The organism is Allokutzneria oryzae, assembly GCF_042429765.1.
GTDB lineage: Bacteria > Actinomycetota > Actinomycetes > Mycobacteriales > Pseudonocardiaceae > Allokutzneria > Allokutzneria oryzae.
In genome coordinates this window covers 76,436-93,013 of the sequence record NZ_JBHLZU010000007.1, presented here as the reverse complement: position 1 = coordinate 93,013, position 16,578 = coordinate 76,436, and the positions used below count along the sequence as shown (strand labels likewise).

Sequence of the window (16,578 nt, the reverse complement as noted above, 5' to 3'; positions counted from 1 at the left end):
TTATGGACCTTCGCGAGCGCGCTCAGAGGTCCATAAGCCCGCGAATGGCGATCAGTGGGGGCGGGCGTGTGAGAGCAGTTCGTCGACCGACCACTGGTCGTAGGCGTGCTCGCCGTACTTGGCGGCGAGCACTCGGCCGGTGGGGTCGAGCAGGAAGTCGGCGGGCAATCCGAGTCGTCCTCCCTCCTGTCTGGCCGCGGGCGGGCGGTACTTGCCCAGCAGTGTCATGGCCGCTCCGCGCAGGATCGCGCCCCAGGTCCTCGGGTGCAGCAGCGCGCGAGGACTCGATTCGACACCGAACTCCCGGTAGTAGTGCTTGTCCGGATCGGCGATGACCGCGAAGGGCAGGTCGTGGTCGCGCAGCTCGCTTGCCGGCGAGTGGAAGAACACCACCTCGCGGATCCGCGCGTCGACGATCTCGTCGTGGCGCTGCGCGATCGAGCGCAGGTGGAGGTTGCAGACGGGGCATCCGGCGAACCGGCGGAACTGCAGGTGGACCAAGCGATCCGGGTCGGGAACGCGGAGTCGTTCTCCGGTGACGGTGGTCAGCTCGCGCTCGGTGACCTGGCGCATGGGAACCCCTCTTTTTAGGCGTGTGGTGTACGCCTACGAACGTATGCGCGTATGGTGTACGCTGTCAAACGCCATGCCACGACCCCGATCCCTCACACCCACCCAGATCGCGACCGCCGCGCTGGCCGTGCTCGACCGCGACGGGCTGGACAGCCTGTCGATGCGCACGGTCGCGCAGGAACTGGGCATGGGCACCATGTCGCTGTACCGCTACGTCACCGACCGCGGTCAGGTCGAGGAGCTCGTGGTCGACCTCGTCCTGCGGACGGTCGACCTGGACATCCCCCGTGGCGCTGCGGGCAGGCGCCTGAGCGTGCTGGCCGACCGAGTGCGGGCCGCGGTGTCCGACCATCCGGCGGCCGTGCCGCTGCTGCTGATGTACCGGCACCGCTCGCCCAGTTCGCAGCGCTGGGGCGAGACGATGCTGTCGGTGCTCACCGAAGCGGGCCTGACCGGCAGGGAACGGGTGATCGCGTTCCGCGCCATCCTCGGATACGTGTTCGGCGCTCTGCAGGTCCACTACTTCAGCGCGTTGTCCGGCCCGGGAACCGCCGCGCTGGCGGCGCTACCGCCCGATGAGTTCCCGATCCTGTCCGAGACCGCCGCGCAGGCCCAGGCCCTCTCTCCGGAGGAGGAGTTCCGGCGCGGCTTCGACATCCTGTTGCGCGGCCTCGGTCTCTGACAGTCCGACCATCAGCCTCTGAATGAGCGGGTCCCGGGGCTCGGTTAGCGTGGGCGCAGGAGGTGTGCTCGGACGGCGACGTCGTGCTGGTCGTCGCGGGTGGCCAGTTCGGCGGCGATGCGTTCGCGGACGTCGTCGGTCTTGTTGCCTCCGTACTTGAACTTGGCGCGGGCGGCGGTGACGGTGAGCTCGATACCTCGGATGCCGGGGAGGAGTCGCCGGTCGGGGTCCTCGGTGTGACTGACGGGGCAGCGGGCGCTACCGGGTTCGAAGTGGTCGAGCTGGCGGGTGAGCAGCTCAGCCTTGTCGTGCGGGTCGTCGAGGATGCGGGCGTCGCACTCCAGTTGGACGGTGGCGTAGTAGAAGGTGGGGACGCCGCGTTCGGGGTCGCCGTTCCAGTGCGAGCGGATGTAGGTGTAGTCGCCGACCACGGTGAGCAGGGCTCGGGGGTTCTCGGTGAGTGCCGTCCACACCGGGTTGGGGCGGGCGAGGTGCAGCAGTACCAGGTCCTGGCCGTTCTCGTGGCGGTAGGTGAAGTGGGTGGGGACGACGACGGGGAGTTCGCGGCCCGTGCCGGGGGCGATGAGCTGGCCGAAGTCGTGGTCGTGGCGGAGCCACTCGCGCCACTGGTCGTCGGAGGTGGGGGCGTCCCACGGGTGGATCAGCACGGTCCGATCCTGTGGCCTGGGAGGTTGTCGTCCCATGGCCACTGTTGGGGGAGTTCCGAAGGCCAATCAGGTGGCGGTGTCGGCGACCTCGGCGAGTGTGGCGTAGGTGCGGTTGGAGCCCGCGGCCATGCGTTGTTCGCGTGCGGTGGCGTCGATGTAGTTCTGGCTGGCGGTGATGGAGGCGTGGCCGAGGAGCTTGGCGATCTCGATGACGGAGGCGCCGTCCTCGGCGAGCCGGGTGGCGAAGGTGTGTCGGAAGGCGTGCACGAGGGCGCCGCGCTGGACCCGGTCGCCGACACCCGCGGCGCGCAGTGAGGTGCGGACGAGGTACTGGAGGCCGCCGCGCTGGAGTGCTTCGTCGCGGTGGTCGACGAACAGGGGGGCGGTGCCGGGGACGCGGAGTCCGAAGCGGAGCCTGCGGCTGTGCAGGTAGGCGGAGATGATCTCGTCGAGCGGGCGTTCGATGGGGACGGAGCGCCGGTTGCCGCCCTTGCCGCTGACCTGGATGCGGCGTTCCCCCGGTCGTCCGACGAGGGAGGCGACGGTGAGGCCGAGCAGTTCGGCGGAGCGCACGCCGGTGCACAGCAGGGTGGCGAGTACGGCGAGGTCGCGTTCGGGCCAGGGGTTTCTGGCGTTGCGGGCGCCTTCGGCGACCTGGCGGAGCAGGCGTTCGGGGGTGTCCTCGCCCTGGAGCGGTTTGGGGGCGCGCATGGGGGTGCGGGGTTTGGGCACGACCTGCATGGGGTTGCCGACGGCGGCGCCCTCGATGACGAGGAACCCGAAGAACCCGTTCCAGGTGGACCAGGCGCGGGTGACGGTGGCGGCGGAGCGGGGCCCGGCGAAGCGGGCGAAGGCGGAGCGCAGTGGTGCGGTGGTGACCTCGTCGACGGTGAGGTCGTGGGGTTCGCGGTCGAGGACGGCGGCGAGGTCGACGGCGACGGACTCGAGGTCGCGCCGGTAGGCGCGCAGCGAGTTCGCGGCGAGTTTCCTGGCCTGCATGTGCTCCAGGTAGGCGTCGATCCAGTCCGGCAACGTCACGTCCGCATTCTCCCGCACACCCCCGACAAGATCATCATCCTGACGTGGGACAGCGCCATTCGCGGGCTTATGGACCTGTTCGCGGGTCGCGAAGCGTCCATAAGCCCGCGAATGGCCGGGGGGTTACCTCGGTGGGGTGGTGGTGAGTTTGTGGGGGGTGAGGAGGGGAGAGGTGGTGGGGGTGAAGGTGGGCGGGGTTGTGGGGGCGGGGTAGGAGGGTGGGGCGGTGCCCCAGGGGGTGGGGGTGGTGGTGAGGGTGAGGTCGAGGCGGGCGCCGTTGAGGAAGCTCTCCGGGAGCCAGGTCGCCGTCGTGGTGCGGCCGTTGAGCTTCGCGGCGGCGATGTAGGCGGTGGTCGTCGTGGCACCGGGGGCGTTGATGGTGATGCGGCTGCCGTTGGCGCGGTCGATGGTGATCTTCGGGAAGAGCGGGGCGGAGAGCAGGAGCTCGCCCCTGCCGGGGTACTGCGGGTAGAGGCCCATGGCGGCGAAGGCGTACCAGGCGGACATGGCGCCGAGGTCGTCCTGGCCGGGGATGCCGTCGGGGGCGTTGCGCCACAAGGTGTTCAGGACCTCGCGGATGGTCTGCTGGGCCTTGGCGGGCGCTCCGACGTAGTTGTAGACCCAGGGGGCGCCGATGGAGGGTTCGTTGTCCATCTCGGAGTGCGCGCCGCCGGACTTGGTCAGTGCCCAGGAGCCGTCCGGCTTGCGGAAGAACTTGTCCAGCCTGGCGATCGTGGCCGCGTCGCCACCCATGGCGTCGGCGAGTCCGCGCACGTCGAAGGGGATCATCCAGGTGTACTGGGCGCTGCTGCCTTCGGCGAAGCCCTGGTCGCCCGCCGGGTCGAAGGGGGTGCTCCAGGTCCCGTCGGACTTGCGGTCCTGGATGTACCCGGTCGCGGGGTTGAAGACGTTGCGCCAGTAGCCGGAGCGGGCCAGGTACTCGTCGTGGGAGCGGGTGTCGCCGAGGCGTTGGGCGAGTTGGGCGATGCCGAAGTCGGCCGCGACGTCTTCGAGGGTCTCGCCCGCGCCGCCCCAGGCGTTGCCGTCGGCGGGCACGTAGTGCTGGGAGAGGTACTTGTCCAGTGAGGGGCGTTGGCCGACGACCATGACGTTCCAGCCGTCGCGGCTGAGGTCCTCCGGCTTGACCGTGCGGGCCGAGGTGGTCATCGACCTCAGTGCGCCGTGCGTGTCGAACTTCGTGCCACCGAAGGCGTGGATGCTGGCCACTGACACCGGGCCGGGGTCGCCGGTCATGACGTGGGTGCCGCCCGCGCCGTGGGTCCAGCGGTCCCAGATGCCGTTGTTCTGCTGGGCTTGGTTGTACAGGGACTGGGCGATGTCGGAGCCGACTCCGGGTTCGAGCAGGGTCAGCAGCTGCAACTGTCCTCTGTAGACGTCCCAGCCGGAGAAGTTGGCGTACTGGGCGCGCTGCCGTCCGGTGACGCGGTGCACCTTCTGGTCCATGCCGATGTAGCTGCCGTCCACGTCGTTGAAGACGTTGGGGTGCAACAGGGAGTGGTAGATCGCGGTGTAGAACGTGGCGAGCTGGTCGGGGGTTCCGCCCGTGACCTTGACCCGGGACAGCTGGCGCTTCCACGCGTCGTAGGCGTTGGCGCGCACGCGGTCGAAAGTGGTGCCGGTTGGGTTCTCGGCGCGGAGGTTGGCCTTGGCGCCGTCGGCGCTGACGAAGGAGATGCCGACGCGGACGTTCACCGGTTGGCCGCCGGTGTCGAAGGTGACGTAGCCGCCGGAGCCCTTGCCGGGCACGGGCCACCCGGCGTTGGGGAAGGACCCGGTGGTCCAGCCGGTGCCGCCGCGCGCGGTGGTGGAGCCGGGGGTGACCTTGTCGTCCTGCCAGGTTCCGGTGCTGGTGAAGGGTTTGTCGAACTCGGCGGTGAAGTGCAGCGTGTAGTAGCTGCGGCGGCCGACCTCGTTGATGTAGCCGCAGAAGTTGCCGCCGGTGACCGAGCCGCTGACGGTGCGCGTGGCGGGGTCGATGCGCACGGAGGCGTCGCTGGAGCCGACCTCGGAGCTGGAGGTGCGGAACAGCATCGTCGCGGGCTTGCCGTCGGGGTAGGTGAAGCGACCGGAGCCGGTGCGGGTGGTCGCGGTCAGCTCGGCGCGGGCGCCGGAGTCCAGTTTCACGCTGTAGTAGCCGGGTTTCGCGGTCTCGTTGGCGTGGCTGAAGGTGCTGGCGTAGACGGAGTCGGTGAGGTCGGCGGTGGGTGAGGTGGTGACCTCGCCGGGGTGGGGCAGGAAGGGGATGTCGCCGAAGGCTCCCGCGCAGCCGGTGCCGGAAAGGTGGGTGAGGCTGAAGCCGCGGATCTTGGTGTGGTCGTAGCCGTAGCCGCCGGGGCGGACGGTGCGGTTCTGGTTGCCCTTGGTGTTCTCCGGGCTCCACTGGAGCATGCCGAAGGGGGTGTCCGCGCCGGGCCAGGTCTCGCCGCCCTTGGTGCCGATGAGCGGGTTGACGTGGGCTGCCGGGTCGGCTGCCGCGTCGTGGGCCGGTGTGGCCGTCGCGACGTGGGGGAGCAGGGCGGCGGTGAGTGCGCCGAGGGTGACCAGCGGGATCGTCCGCCGTCTGCGGGAGCTGCGGAACACCATGCGGGTGTGCCTTCCGTGGGTGCCGTGGCGGCGGCTGGGGTCCAGTCCAGTGCACGGTCGCGTGGCTGGTCAAGGTCGCTGCTGGGGGAACTGACAACGTTGTCCGGCAACTTGTCCAATCCAGAAGAAGTCTTCCGGAATTTTTCTTCTGGATGTACTGTCGCCGCATGGACGACCAACGGAGGATCACCGACCCGGACGTGCTCAAGGGCATGGCCCAGCCGTTGCGGCGGACGCTGTACCGGCTGTTGTGCCAGCTCGGCCCGGCCACGGCGGGGGTGCTGGCCAAGCGCGTCGACGCCGATCCGGGCCTGGTCAGCTACCACCTGCGCGAACTCGGCCGCACCGGCTACATCGAGGAGGCGCCCGAGCTGGCCAGGGACCGCAGGCAGCGGTGGTGGCGGGCGGTTCCGGGCTCCACCAGCTGGTTGCACCTGGACTTCTCCTCCCCGGAGGACCGCGCCGTCGCCGACACGGTGAAGTCGCAGATGGTCGCCGAGCAGTTCGAGCGGTTGCGGGACTACGAGCGGGGCCGGGACTCCTGGCCGGACGAGTGGGTGGACGTGGCGACCTCCGCCGAGGGCAACCTGCGGCTGACACCTGAGGAGACGCGTGCGATGAACGCCGAGCTCCAAGAGGTGATGGTGCGCTGGTCCCGCGTCGGCAAGGGCGGCGGCGACGACGGCCGCGAGCACGTTTTCCTGTTCCTGCACGCCTTTCCGGAGAGACCATGACCACCGCCGTTGTCGTCCCCGCCTACCGGGTCGCCCAGTACCGCCGCTACGTCGCGGGCGAGGCCGTCTCGGTCCTGGGGGACCAGGTCTGGTACGTGGCGTTGTCGTGGGCGACGGTGCAGCTGGCCTCGCCCGGTGTCGCCGGAGTGGTGCTCGCGCTCTCGGCGGTGCCGCGACTGCTGCTGATGGTGCTCGGCGGGCCGCTCGCCGACCGCTTCGACGCCCGCGCGCTGATGGTCGGCAGCGACGCCCTGCGCGCGGTGGTGATGGTCGCGGCGGCCGGAATCGCTTTGGTGGCAACGGATCTGTGGTTGCTGGTCGCCGTGGCGTTGATCTTCGGGACGGTGGACGCGGTGTTCATGCCCGCGGCGGGGTCGCTGCGCCCGCGGTTGCTGGAGACCGAGCAGCTCTCCGATGGCGCGGCCCTGCGGGAGCTGGGCATCCGCGCCGCGCTCACCCTTGGTGCGCCGCTCGGCGGTGCGCTGGTCACGGTGGGCGGGCTGGCGCTGGCCTGCGCGGTCAACGCGGTGACCTTCGTGCTGTCCCTGCTGGCGATCCGCACGCTCCGCCCCCGCCCGCTGGAGCGCGTGGAGCGGCGTGAGCCCTACGGTGCGGCCCTGCGCGCCGGGCTCCGGTACCTGTTGTCGCACCGCATGTTGCGGCCGCTGTTGCTGGTGACGCTGTTGTTCAACATCGGGTTCGTCGGCCCGATGAACATCGGGCTGGCGTTGCTGTCGGAGGACCGTGGCTGGGGCGCGCCCGGGATCGGGTTCCTGCTCGCGGGCTTCGGTGTCGGCGCGGCGGTGGGTGCGCTGGTGATGCTCAGGGTCCGCGTCCGCCGCCACATCGGGATCGGGATCGCCCTCGGCGCGGTCGGGGAGGCGGTCGGGATCGCCGGAGCCACCCTCGCCCCGAACCTGGGGCTCGCGGTGGCCTCGACCGTGGTGGTCGGGCTGCTCGGCGGGCCGATGGGCATCATGTGCGCCTCGTTGACCCAGGCCAACACCGACGACGCGTTCCGTGGCCGGGTCAGCAGCGTCCAGGCTCTGCTCAGCCTCGGCGTCACACCGCTGGTGATGGGGCTGGTCGGGGTGCTCGCGGGACAGTTCGGGACCACGGCGGCGATGCTGGGCAGTGCGGTGGTGGAAGCCTCCGCCGCGCTCCCGTGCCTGCTGCTGGCGCGGCTGCGGCGAGCGTCGATCAGCTGAGTTGTTTCGCATTTCATCGCAGACCGAAATGTCGCGAGGCCGGACGGCGCGTTTTGGGTGATTTCGTTAGTCTGAATTCGACTGTTCTCCCAAGTGAATAGTCTTCGTCAAGTTTGTTGGAGCGCATTCTTCATGTCGAGGTCATCTTCGCGTTTCGCAGCGGTGACGCTGGTGGGCGCCACCGTCGTCTCGCTCGGTCTTCTCGTTCCTTCCGCCCAGGCCGCACCGGCCGCGGCGCAGGACTGCGCGGCGACCCACACGGTGCACGGGAAGGTCAAGGCGAGCCACACCGCGGTCATCAGGCCGAAGCCGGTCAAGAGCGAGGCGAACGGTCTCGGCCAGATCAACAAGGGCGACACGGTCACCCTCGTGAATGGCAACTGGGATGAGCCGACGAAGAAGTGCACGTACTTCGTCAGGAATGGCGAGAAGAACGAGGTCTGCAGCCCGGGTGACCCGACCACCTGGTACCACACCGTGTGGGTTGAGCGGTACAAGCGGATCGGATACGTGCCCGCCGCCTGCCACCGCGGCTGACCCACGAGGCTGATCAGCCGCCGCGGTCAGGACGGCCGCGGTGGCCATGCGGTCGTGGCCAGCAGGCCGAGGGTGTAGGCACGGGCCACGAGCGCGGTGCGGTTGGGGACCTCGAAGCGCTTCGTCAGGCGGGTGACGTGGTAGGTCACCCCTTCCGCGGTCAATCCCAGTGATCGCGCGATCGTCGCCGTGCTGTCCCCGGCCGCGAGCCGCGTCAGCACGTCGGTCTCCCGGTCCGACAACGCCGGTGGCTCCGGAGCCGGCTCCGGAGCCACGGCCAGCGTCGCCAGCAGAACGAGCCCGTCGTCGTCCGGCACCGCCTGCACCGTCAACGCACCGGTGTGCTCACCCCAGCGCACCGCGAGCACGCGCCGCGCCAGCCGTCCCGTGCTCAGCTCGTGCATCAGGCGCCTGTGGGTGGCGGTGTCGGCCGTGGTGAACAGCACCTCCAGCTCCGCGTCGACGAGGTCGCGCGGGCGTCGGCCGAGCGCCGCGGCCATGGCGGGGTTCGCGATGGTGATCCGGCCGTGCTTGGTCGCGACGCAGGTCGGGACGGGGGAGCGGTCCAGCAGCGCGAGGAACCTGTTGCGCCACATGGCCGCCCTGCGCCGGTCCGCCTCCTGCTCGGTGACGTCGAGCAGGATCGAGCCGACGTGGGTCCCGCCGTCCGGCTGGGGCAGCGGGAAGCGGTGGCCGGACCACTCGACCCCGTCGGCGCTGAGCCGGACCTGGCGCGAGCGGCCCGAGCCCAGCACCGCCGCGTTCTGCTCCAGCACCTGCGCGGCCACCTCCGGCGGCAGGACCTCCGCCACCGTGCGGCCGAGCACCTCCGGCAGCGCCAGCCCGAACAGCCGCTGCCCGGTCTCGCCCAGCCACACGTAGCGGTCGTCGGCGTCGGTGATCGTGGCCAGCACCGGCGCGTGCGCCAGGAACCGGCCGAGGCGGGTGCGGGCGGCGGTGAGGTCCCGCCGGTCGGCCAGCCACGCGCTGGTGTCCACCGCGATCATGGCCAGCAGCGGGCCGCCGACCAGGGCCTTGCGCCCGGCCAGCCACACCCGGTCGCCGCCGGGCCTGGTGAAACAGCCCGGGTCCTCCGGCGACCAGCGCACCGCGCGGCCACTGGACCAGATCGCCTCGTCCTCGGCGCGCACCCGCTCGGCGGTGGCCGCGTCGGCCCAGTCGGCGACGCGGGAGCCGGTCACGTCCGCGCCCGCCATCCGGTGGTAGGCGGGGGAGGCCCACACGAAGCGGCCGTCGCGGTCGCGGAAGGCCGCGATCACGTCGGTGGAGACCAGCAGGTCCAGCAGGCCGTCGATGTCAAGCCCGGATCGGTCGGAAGGCACTACAGGATTCTGTAGCACGATCGGCGTCCCCGTGGCCCCCGCGCTGCGAGTGTTGATCACAGACACAGGCACGGACACACCAAGGGGACGATCGCGATGCCGAAGCTCGAACCCGCCAGCGGTTCTTCGATGGACGTCAGCCGGCTCCCGCACCCGCCGCACCGGCTCCCGCTGCTGGGCGACCTGCTCGGCGGCAACGTGCGGCAGCGGCCGTTGCAGACCGCGATGGCCAACGCCCGCGAGCTGGGCCCGATCTTCACCCGCCGCTTCCTCGACCGCGACGTGGTCTTCGTCTGCGGCGCCGACCTGGTCGCCGAGGTCTCCGACGAGTCCCGCTTCGCCAAGCACGTCGCGCCGGGGCTGGCCATGATCCGGGGCATCGCGGGGGACGGGCTGTTCACCGCCTACAACCACGAGCCGAACTGGCAGAAGGCCCACGACATCCTGCTGCCCGCGTTCGCGATGAGCTCGATGCGCACCTACCACCCGACGATGCTCAAGGTCGCCAGGACGCTGATCGCGCACTGGGACGCCCACGTCGGCGGCGAGCCCGTCGGGGTGGCCGAGGACATGACGAAGCTGACCATGGACACCATTGGCATGGCCGGGTTCGGCTACGACTTCGGCTCCTTCGACCGCGACTCCGAGCACCCGTTCATCAGCGCGCTCTCCCGCAGCCTGGCCTACGTGCAGGCCAAGACCCGCGAGCTGCCGTGGACCGCGCCGCTGCACCGCCGCGACGACGAGCGTTTCGCCGCCGACGCCGCGCTGATGAACGGGATCGTCGACGAGGTGATCGCCGCGCGGAAGGCCAGCGGCGAGCACGGCACCTCCGACCTGCTGGGGCTGATGCTGGAGGCCACCCACCCCGACGACGGCACCACGCTGGACGAGGTCAACATCCGCAACCAGGTGATCACCTTCCTGATCGCCGGGCACGAGACGACCTCCGGCGCGCTGTCCTTCGCGCTGCACTACCTGGTGAAGAACCCCGCGGTGCTGGCCCGCGCGCAGGCCGAGGTCGACGCGATGTGGGGCGACGTCGCCGACCCCGACCCGAGCTTCGAGGACGTCGGCAAGCTCCGCTACGTCCGGCAGATCCTCAACGAGACCCTGCGGTTGTGGCCGACCGCGGCCGCGTTCGCCCGCGAGGCCACCGTGGACACGGTGATCGGCGGCGGGTACCCGGTCCGGAAGGGGCAGTGGCTGCTGGTGCTCGCGCCCGCGCTGCACCGCGACCCGGTGTGGGGGGACAACGTCGAGGCCTTCGACCCCGACCGGTTCACCCCCGAACGCGAGAAGGCGCGCCCGGTGCACGCGTTCAAGCCCTTCGGCACCGGTGAGCGCGCCTGCATCGGGCGGCAGTTCGCGCTGCACGAGGCCACCCTGCTGCTGGGGCTGCTCATCCACCGCTACCGGCTGCTCGACCACGCCGACTACCAGCTGAAGATCAAGGAGACGCTGACCGTCAAGCCCACCGGCTTCACCCTGAAGCTGGCCCGCCGCACCACCGAGGACCGCCACCAGGCCACCGTCGTCGCCATGCGGACGGAGGAGGGTGGGGTCGCCGGGCGGGCGAGGACCGGGACGACGCTGCGCGTGCTGCACGGCTCCAACCTGGGCACCTGCCGCGAGTTCGCCCGCCGCATCGCCGAGGACGGCAAGGGCTACGGGTTCGAGACCACCGTCGCCCCGCTGGACGCCTACGCCGGTGGCCTGCCCACCGACGGGCCGGTGGTGGTCGTCGCCGCCTCCTACAACGGCCGCCCCACCGACGACGCCGCCGAGTTCACCGCCGCGCTGCCCGACGTGGACGCCACCGGGGTGAGCTACGCGGTGCTCGGCGTCGGCGACCGCAACTGGGCCGCGACCTACCAGCGGATGCCCACCCTGATCGACGAGGGTCTCGCCGCCGCGGGGGCGAGGCGGCTGCTCGACCGTGGCGAGGCCGACGCCTCCGGGGACCTCGACGGCGACGTGTCGAGCTGGAGCGCGCGGATGTGGCGGGCGCTGCTGGAGTCCTACGGTGACCCCGACGCGGTTGCTCCGTCCACTCAGGACAGTCCTTCGTGGACGGTCACGCGGCTGGCGGGAGGTGTGACCTCGGCGCTGGAAGCGCGGCACGAGCTGCGGCCGATGACCGTGCTGTCCAACGAGGAGCTGGTGGACGTCGACCACCCGCTCGGCCGGTCCAAGCGGCACCTGCGGATCGCGCTGCCCGAGGGCGTCACCTACCGCACCGCCGACCACCTCACCGTGCTGCCGGACAACCGGCCCGAGCTGGTCGAGCGCGCCGCCCGGCTGCTGCGCCTGGACCTCGACGAGCTGATCGCCTTCTCCGGCCGCACCCCGCTGCCGGTGGACCGGCCGGTGACCGTGCGCCAGCTGCTGACCCACTTCGTCGAGCTCCAGGACCCCGCGACCCGCGACCAGGTGCGGGTGCTCGCCGAGCACAACCCGTGCCCGCCGGAGCGCGCCGCGCTGCTGGCCATGGCCGAGCGCGAGGACTTCGGGGGGCCGAGCCTGCTGGAGATCATGGCCACCCAGTCCGCTGGCACGCTGCCGCTGGAGGTCTTCCTGGAGTGCGTCCCGGCGATGCGGCCCCGGCACTACTCGATCTCCTCGTCGCCGCTGACCGCGCGGGGCGAGGTCGACCTGATGGTCGCGCCGCTGGCCGCGCCGCACCGGCACGGCGACGGCACCTTCGTCGGGGTCGGCTCGCACCACGTCACCGGCCTGCGTCCCGGTGACACCGTCCGCGCCAGGGTCTCGCCGTGCCGGGAGGCGTTCCGGCTGCCCGCCGACACCGGCGTCCCGGTGATCCTGGTGAGCGCGGGCACCGGCCTCGCCCCGTTCCGCGGCGCGGTCGCCGACCGCGTCGCCAAGGGCGTGACCAGCCCGGCGCTGTGCTACTTCGGCTGCGACCACCCCGACGTGGACTACCTGCACCGCGCGGAGTTCGAGGCCGCCGAGGCCGCGGGCGCGGTCCGGATGCGGCCGACCTTCTGGAAGGCGCCGGAGAACGGCTGGGAGTTCGTCCAGCACCGCATCGCCGCCGAAGGCGAGGAGGTGTGGTCGTTGCTGGAGGCGGGCGCCCACGTCTATGTCTGCGGCGACGGCCGAAGGATGAGCCCGGCGGTGCGGCAGAGTTTTCTATCGCTCTACCGCAATCGGACGGGTGCGGACGAGGCCAAGGCCGCTCTCTGGCTGGACTCCCTCATTGCAACGGACCGCTACGTCGAGGACGTCTACGCGGGCTGACCTGCCGCCATTCGCGGGCTTATGGACCTGTTCGCGCGTCGCGAAGCGTCCATAAGCCCGCGAATGGCCTAGTCCGTTCGGGGGTGGTGACACTAAAGGGTGAACGGGATCATGGGCGCCCCTGAGTGCTCCATATGGCGGAAGGCATGTGAATGACCCTTCGTTCCCGCTCTGCCGCGCTGGTTCTCGGCGCCCTGCTCGCCACCGCGCTCGCCCCCGGCCTCGCGCAGGCCGATCCCGGCGGCGAGGCGCAGCAGATCCTCGACCTCACCAACGGCCACCGCGCCGCGGCCGGCTGCCCGGCGCTGACGGCCAACCCGCGGCTGACCGCGTCGGCGCAGGGCCACAGCGACGACATGGCCGCGCAGAACTACTTCAGCCACACCGGCAAGGACGGCAGCGGCCCGGGTGACCGCATCGCCCGCGCCGGGTACCAGAGCCGCATGTGGGCGGAGAACATCGCCGCCGGCTACCGCGGTCCCGAGGAGGTCGTGCGCGGCTGGATGAACAGCCCCGGGCACCGCCGCAACATCCTCAACTGCGAGCTGCGGGAGCTGGGCGTCGGCTACACGTCCAAGACCGGCACCCGGTACACGACGTACTGGACGCAGAACTTCGGCACCAGCAGGTGAGCCGTTCGCCGCGCCGGAGTGCGCCGAATGGGCGCGCACCGGCGCGGCGATGTGTCGTCCCGGGGCTCGTGTAAAGCTGGCGCGGCACAACCGGACCACGCCAGTCATTCCCGGGAGGCACCATGAGCTTCGACCTGTCCCGCCGTGACCTGTTGCGCAGCAGCGGGGTCGTGGCGGCAGCGGCGGCGCTGTCGAGCACCACCGCTGCGGCGGCCTCCGCGGCCCCCGCTGAGGTGGACAGCGCCGAGGGCCACGGCGCGCCGCGGGTCGAGCTCACCGAGGGAACCAACATCAGCGCATCGGCCTCCGCCGACGGCAAGCTGATCGCCTTCGACCTGGTCACCGCGATCTGGACGGTCTCCTCCGGTGGTGGCGCGGCGCGGCGGCTGACCGATGACCTCGGCGACGCGAGCCTGCCGCACGTCGCCCCGGACGGCTCGCGCGTGGTGTTCCAGTCCTATCGGGACGGTAACTACCACTTGTGGACAGTCCGGCCGGACGGCTCCGGGCTGACCCAGTTGACCAAGGGCCCCAACGACCACCGCGAACCCCGGTTCTCCCCGGACGGCCGGTCGATCGTGTTCACCTCCGACCGGGGGAACACCGGCAGCTACGGCGTTTTCCTGTTCGACGTGGCCAGCTCCAAGATCACCCAGCTCACCGACACCGCAGCCGAGGAAGCCGCGCCCGCGTGGTCCCCGGACGGCGCCCGCGTGGCGTACACAGTGGACGATGCCGCGATCGACGTGCTGGACGTCGCCTCCGGCAAGGTCACCAGAGCGGTCACCGCCACCGGCGGCGCGAAGCTCTACGGCCCGGCGTTCGCGCCGGACGGCAAGACCCTGTCGTACACGCGGCTCACCGGAGCGGTCGCCGAACTGGTGGTGGGGGACAAGGCGATCACCTCCGGCGAGGACGTCTTCGGGTTCGCCGCCACCTGGCTCTCCGCCAAGGAGTTGCTCTACACCGCCGACGGTCACCTGCGCCGCCGCACGATCGGTGGGGCGGCGGCCGACATCGCCTTCACGGCGGCCGTCCCGGTGACCGCGCGCCGCAACTACCGCCAGACGGTCCGCGACCTGACCGACCGCCGCACCCACGCCGTGCAGGGAATCGCCTCGCCCGTCGTCTCCGCGGACGGCAAGCAGGTCGCCTTCCGCGCGCTGAACGCGTTGTGGCTGCTGACCATCGGCGACAAGCGGCCGAAGCGGCTGGTGGCCGACGGCTACTTCAACTCCGACCCCGACTTCGCCCCCGACGGCAAGTCCCTGGTCTACGTCTCCGACCGTGCCGGTGACGCCGACCTGTGGGTCCGCGACCTCGACTCCGGCAAGGAGCGCCGCCTCACCGGCCTGTCCGGTGCGCAGCTCACGCCGCGCTTCTCCCCGGACGGCAAGCGCATCGCCTACCAGGACCACGACGGTGCCGCGTGGATCGTCGACACGGCCGGAGGCACCCCGAAGCAGGTCACGCCGACGCTGTTCATGCCCGGCCGGATCACCTGGTCCCCGGACGGCAACACGATCGCGCTCGCCGCGGTGAAGCCGTTCTCCAAGCGCTTCCGCGAGGGCACCAGCCAGATCCTCACAGTCGATCTCGCCAGCGGCTCGCTGACCTACACCGAGCCGATGCCCTTCGCCTCCATCGCCGCGCGCGGCGACGACGGACCGGTGTGGTCCCCGGACGGCAAGCACCTGGCGTTCGTCGTGGAGTCCACCGCGTGGGTCGTCCCGGTTGACGCGCGCGGCAAGTTCACCGGAAAACCACGCCAGGTCACCCGCGAGGTCACCGACTCGCTGGCGTGGATCGGCTCGGACACCTTGCTGTACCTGAACAACGGCCGCCTGCGCAGCCAGTCGATCAACGGCGGCCGGGCGTTGACGATCCCGGTCGACCTGTCGTGGAAGCGCTACGAGGTCAACGAGAAGGCGGTCATCCGCGCGGGCGCCCTGTGGGACGGCCGGGCCCGGCAGCTGCGCCGCAACGTCGACATCGTCGTGGACGGCAACCGCATCGAGGGCGTCCAGCCCGCGCGCCCCGGACGGGCCACAGTGGACGCGTCGAAGCTGACCGTCATGCCCGGACTGATCGACTCGCACAACCACTGGCACCTGCGCGGGCGGCAATGGGGCGACCGGCAGGGGCGGACGTGGCTGGCCTACGGCATCACCAGCACCCGCTCGCCGGGCGACCCCGTCTACCAGATGGCCGAGACCCGCGAGGCACTCGACGCGGGCGCCCAGGTCGGGCCGAGGTTCTTCGCCACCGGCGAGGCCATCGACGGCTCCCGCGTCTACTACAACTTCATGCGGCCGACGCGGTCGCTCGCGCAGCTGGACCTGGAGCTGGAGCGCGCGCGGGAGCTGCACTACGATATGATCAAGACCTACGTGCGCCTGCCGGTGGAGTACCAGAAGCGGGTCATCGACGCCGCGCACCGAGCCGGGATGCCGCTGTCCTCGCACTACCTCTATCCGGCCGAGCACATCGGCATGGACGGCATGGAGCACACCGGGGCGACCAACCGCCTCGGCTACTCGCACACCGTCTCCCGCCTCGGGCGTGCCTACGCCGACGCGGTCACCCTGTTCATCCGCTCCGGCATGTCGATCACGCCGACGCTGTTCAACTCCGCGGCGCTCTACGGCGAGGACCGGTCACTGGTGGAGGACCGGCGCACCAAGGCGCTCTACCCGTCATGGGAGTACGAGCGGCTGGTGAAGAAGGCCGACGACGCCAAGCTCCCGGCCGCCGAGGCGATGATGGCGATCCTGAAGTCCAATGTGGACATGGTGCTGCGCATCCACCGCGGCGGCGGACTGGTCATCGCGGGCACCGACGCGCCACTGGACAACCCGGCGATCTCCTTGCACACCAACCTCCGCGCGATGGTGAAGTACGGCTTCACCCCGCACGAGGCGCTGACCACCGCGACGGCCAACACCGCCCGCTGGCTGGGCCACGCCGACAAGCTCGGCGTCGTCGCCAGGGGCGCCATGGCCGACCTGTCCTTTGTGGACGGCGACCCGCTCGCCGACATCAAGGCGGCCGCGGCGGTCCGGCAGGTCATGGTCGGGGGAGTCCTGCGCACGGTGGAGGAGCTGATGAAGCCCTTCACCCCGGCGGCCTCCCGCATGGCCCCCGCCGCCACAGTCCGCCTGGCCCCCACCACGCACGCACACTCCACCCAGTGGTGGCACACCCCCGAATGGGCCCAGCAAGTCTGCTGCGGCCACCCCTAGCCCACGCCTCCTAGGCAGACGCCAAAGGCCATTCGCGGGCTTATGGACGCTTCGCA

The 16,578-nt window shown here is 70.9% G+C and carries 12 protein-coding genes; 7 read left to right on the top strand and 5 right to left on the bottom strand.

The features are described 5' to 3' along the window. Positions 1 to 51: 51 nt before the first annotated feature. On the bottom strand, positions 52 to 573 hold the full coding sequence (locus ACFFQA_RS09020) for a peroxiredoxin-like family protein (RefSeq protein ID WP_377851240.1): 522 nt from the start codon (positions 571 to 573) through the stop codon (positions 52 to 54). 73 nt (positions 574 to 646) lie between these two features. On the opposite strand from ACFFQA_RS09020, the gene ACFFQA_RS09015 reads away from it, so the two are divergent. After that, on the top strand, positions 647 to 1,255 hold the full coding sequence (locus ACFFQA_RS09015; protein WP_377851239.1) for a TetR/AcrR family transcriptional regulator: 609 nt from the start codon (positions 647 to 649) through the stop codon (positions 1,253 to 1,255). Positions 1,256 to 1,299: 44 nt separating this feature from the next. Here ACFFQA_RS09015 and ACFFQA_RS09010 read toward each other — a convergent pair whose 3' ends face one another. The 3 genes from ACFFQA_RS09010 to ACFFQA_RS09000 all read right to left on the bottom strand — a co-directional run bounded on the left by ACFFQA_RS09010 (position 1,300) and on the right by ACFFQA_RS09000 (position 5,565). Next, entirely contained in the window at positions 1,300 to 1,923 is a 624-nt protein-coding gene (locus ACFFQA_RS09010) for an FMN-binding negative transcriptional regulator (protein WP_377851238.1), read from the bottom strand. Positions 1,924 to 1,989: 66 nt separating this feature from the next. Continuing rightward, positions 1,990 to 2,961: a tyrosine-type recombinase/integrase gene (locus ACFFQA_RS09005; RefSeq protein ID WP_377851237.1), complete on the bottom strand. Its 972-nt coding sequence runs from the start codon at positions 2,959 to 2,961 to the stop codon at positions 1,990 to 1,992. Positions 2,962 to 3,084: 123 nt separating this feature from the next. Further along, complete coding sequence (locus tag ACFFQA_RS09000; protein WP_377851236.1) at positions 3,085 to 5,565, bottom strand: GH92 family glycosyl hydrolase; 2,481 nt, start codon at positions 5,563 to 5,565, stop codon at positions 3,085 to 3,087. 167 nt (positions 5,566 to 5,732) lie between these two features. On the opposite strand from ACFFQA_RS09000, the gene ACFFQA_RS08995 reads away from it, so the two are divergent. The 3 genes from ACFFQA_RS08995 (at position 5,733) to ACFFQA_RS08985 (ending at position 8,044) form a co-directional block, all read left to right on the top strand. Beyond that, positions 5,733 to 6,299 carry an ArsR family transcriptional regulator gene (locus ACFFQA_RS08995; RefSeq protein ID WP_377851235.1) on the top strand — a complete coding sequence of 189 codons (567 nt, stop codon included), beginning with the start codon at positions 5,733 to 5,735 and terminating at the stop codon, positions 6,297 to 6,299. After that, entirely contained in the window at positions 6,296 to 7,507 is a 1,212-nt protein-coding gene (locus ACFFQA_RS08990; RefSeq protein ID WP_377851234.1) for an MFS transporter, read from the top strand. Before ACFFQA_RS08995 ends, ACFFQA_RS08990 begins: the two co-directional genes overlap by 4 nt. 171 nt (positions 7,508 to 7,678) lie before the next feature. Next, complete coding sequence (locus tag ACFFQA_RS08985) at positions 7,679 to 8,044, top strand: hypothetical protein (protein WP_377851233.1); 366 nt, start codon at positions 7,679 to 7,681, stop codon at positions 8,042 to 8,044. A gap of 26 nt (positions 8,045 to 8,070) precedes the next feature. Here the strand turns inward: ACFFQA_RS08985 and ACFFQA_RS08980 are convergent, their stop codons facing one another. Continuing rightward, positions 8,071 to 9,387 (bottom strand): PAS domain-containing protein, encoded by a 1,317-nt coding sequence (locus tag ACFFQA_RS08980; protein ID WP_377851232.1) that lies wholly within the window; start codon positions 9,385 to 9,387, stop codon positions 8,071 to 8,073. 96 nt (positions 9,388 to 9,483) lie between these two features. On the opposite strand from ACFFQA_RS08980, the gene ACFFQA_RS08975 reads away from it, so the two are divergent. The 3 genes from ACFFQA_RS08975 to ACFFQA_RS08965 all read left to right on the top strand — a co-directional run bounded on the left by ACFFQA_RS08975 (position 9,484) and on the right by ACFFQA_RS08965 (position 16,522). Next, positions 9,484 to 12,648 carry a bifunctional cytochrome P450/NADPH--P450 reductase gene (locus ACFFQA_RS08975; RefSeq protein ID WP_377851231.1) on the top strand — a complete coding sequence of 1,055 codons (3,165 nt, stop codon included), beginning with the start codon at positions 9,484 to 9,486 and terminating at the stop codon, positions 12,646 to 12,648. A 152-nt stretch (positions 12,649 to 12,800) separates the two neighbouring features. Continuing rightward, positions 12,801 to 13,280 (top strand): CAP domain-containing protein, encoded by a 480-nt coding sequence (locus tag ACFFQA_RS08970; protein WP_377851230.1) that lies wholly within the window; start codon positions 12,801 to 12,803, stop codon positions 13,278 to 13,280. Between the two features lie 122 nt (positions 13,281 to 13,402). Next, positions 13,403 to 16,522 (top strand): amidohydrolase family protein, encoded by a 3,120-nt coding sequence (locus tag ACFFQA_RS08965; protein WP_377851229.1) that lies wholly within the window; start codon positions 13,403 to 13,405, stop codon positions 16,520 to 16,522. Positions 16,523 to 16,578: the final 56 nt, after the last annotated feature.

Excerpts from the sequence above, each read along its gene's own strand:
- ACFFQA_RS09020 (WP_377851240.1), bottom strand. The coding sequence starts at position 573 with ATGCGCCAGGTCACCGAGCGCGAGCTGACCACCGTCACCGGAGAACGA.
- ACFFQA_RS09015 (WP_377851239.1), top strand. The coding sequence starts at position 647 with ATGCCACGACCCCGATCCCTCACACCCACCCAGATCGCGACCGCCGCG.
- ACFFQA_RS09000 (WP_377851236.1), bottom strand. The coding sequence starts at position 5,565 with ATGGTGTTCCGCAGCTCCCGCAGACGGCGGACGATCCCGCTGGTCACC.
- ACFFQA_RS08995 (WP_377851235.1), top strand. The coding sequence starts at position 5,733 with ATGGACGACCAACGGAGGATCACCGACCCGGACGTGCTCAAGGGCATG.
- ACFFQA_RS08990 (WP_377851234.1), top strand. The coding sequence starts at position 6,296 with ATGACCACCGCCGTTGTCGTCCCCGCCTACCGGGTCGCCCAGTACCGC.
- ACFFQA_RS08975 (WP_377851231.1), top strand. The coding sequence starts at position 9,484 with ATGCCGAAGCTCGAACCCGCCAGCGGTTCTTCGATGGACGTCAGCCGG.
- ACFFQA_RS08970 (WP_377851230.1), top strand. The coding sequence starts at position 12,801 with ATGACCCTTCGTTCCCGCTCTGCCGCGCTGGTTCTCGGCGCCCTGCTC.
- ACFFQA_RS08965 (WP_377851229.1), top strand. The coding sequence starts at position 13,403 with ATGAGCTTCGACCTGTCCCGCCGTGACCTGTTGCGCAGCAGCGGGGTC.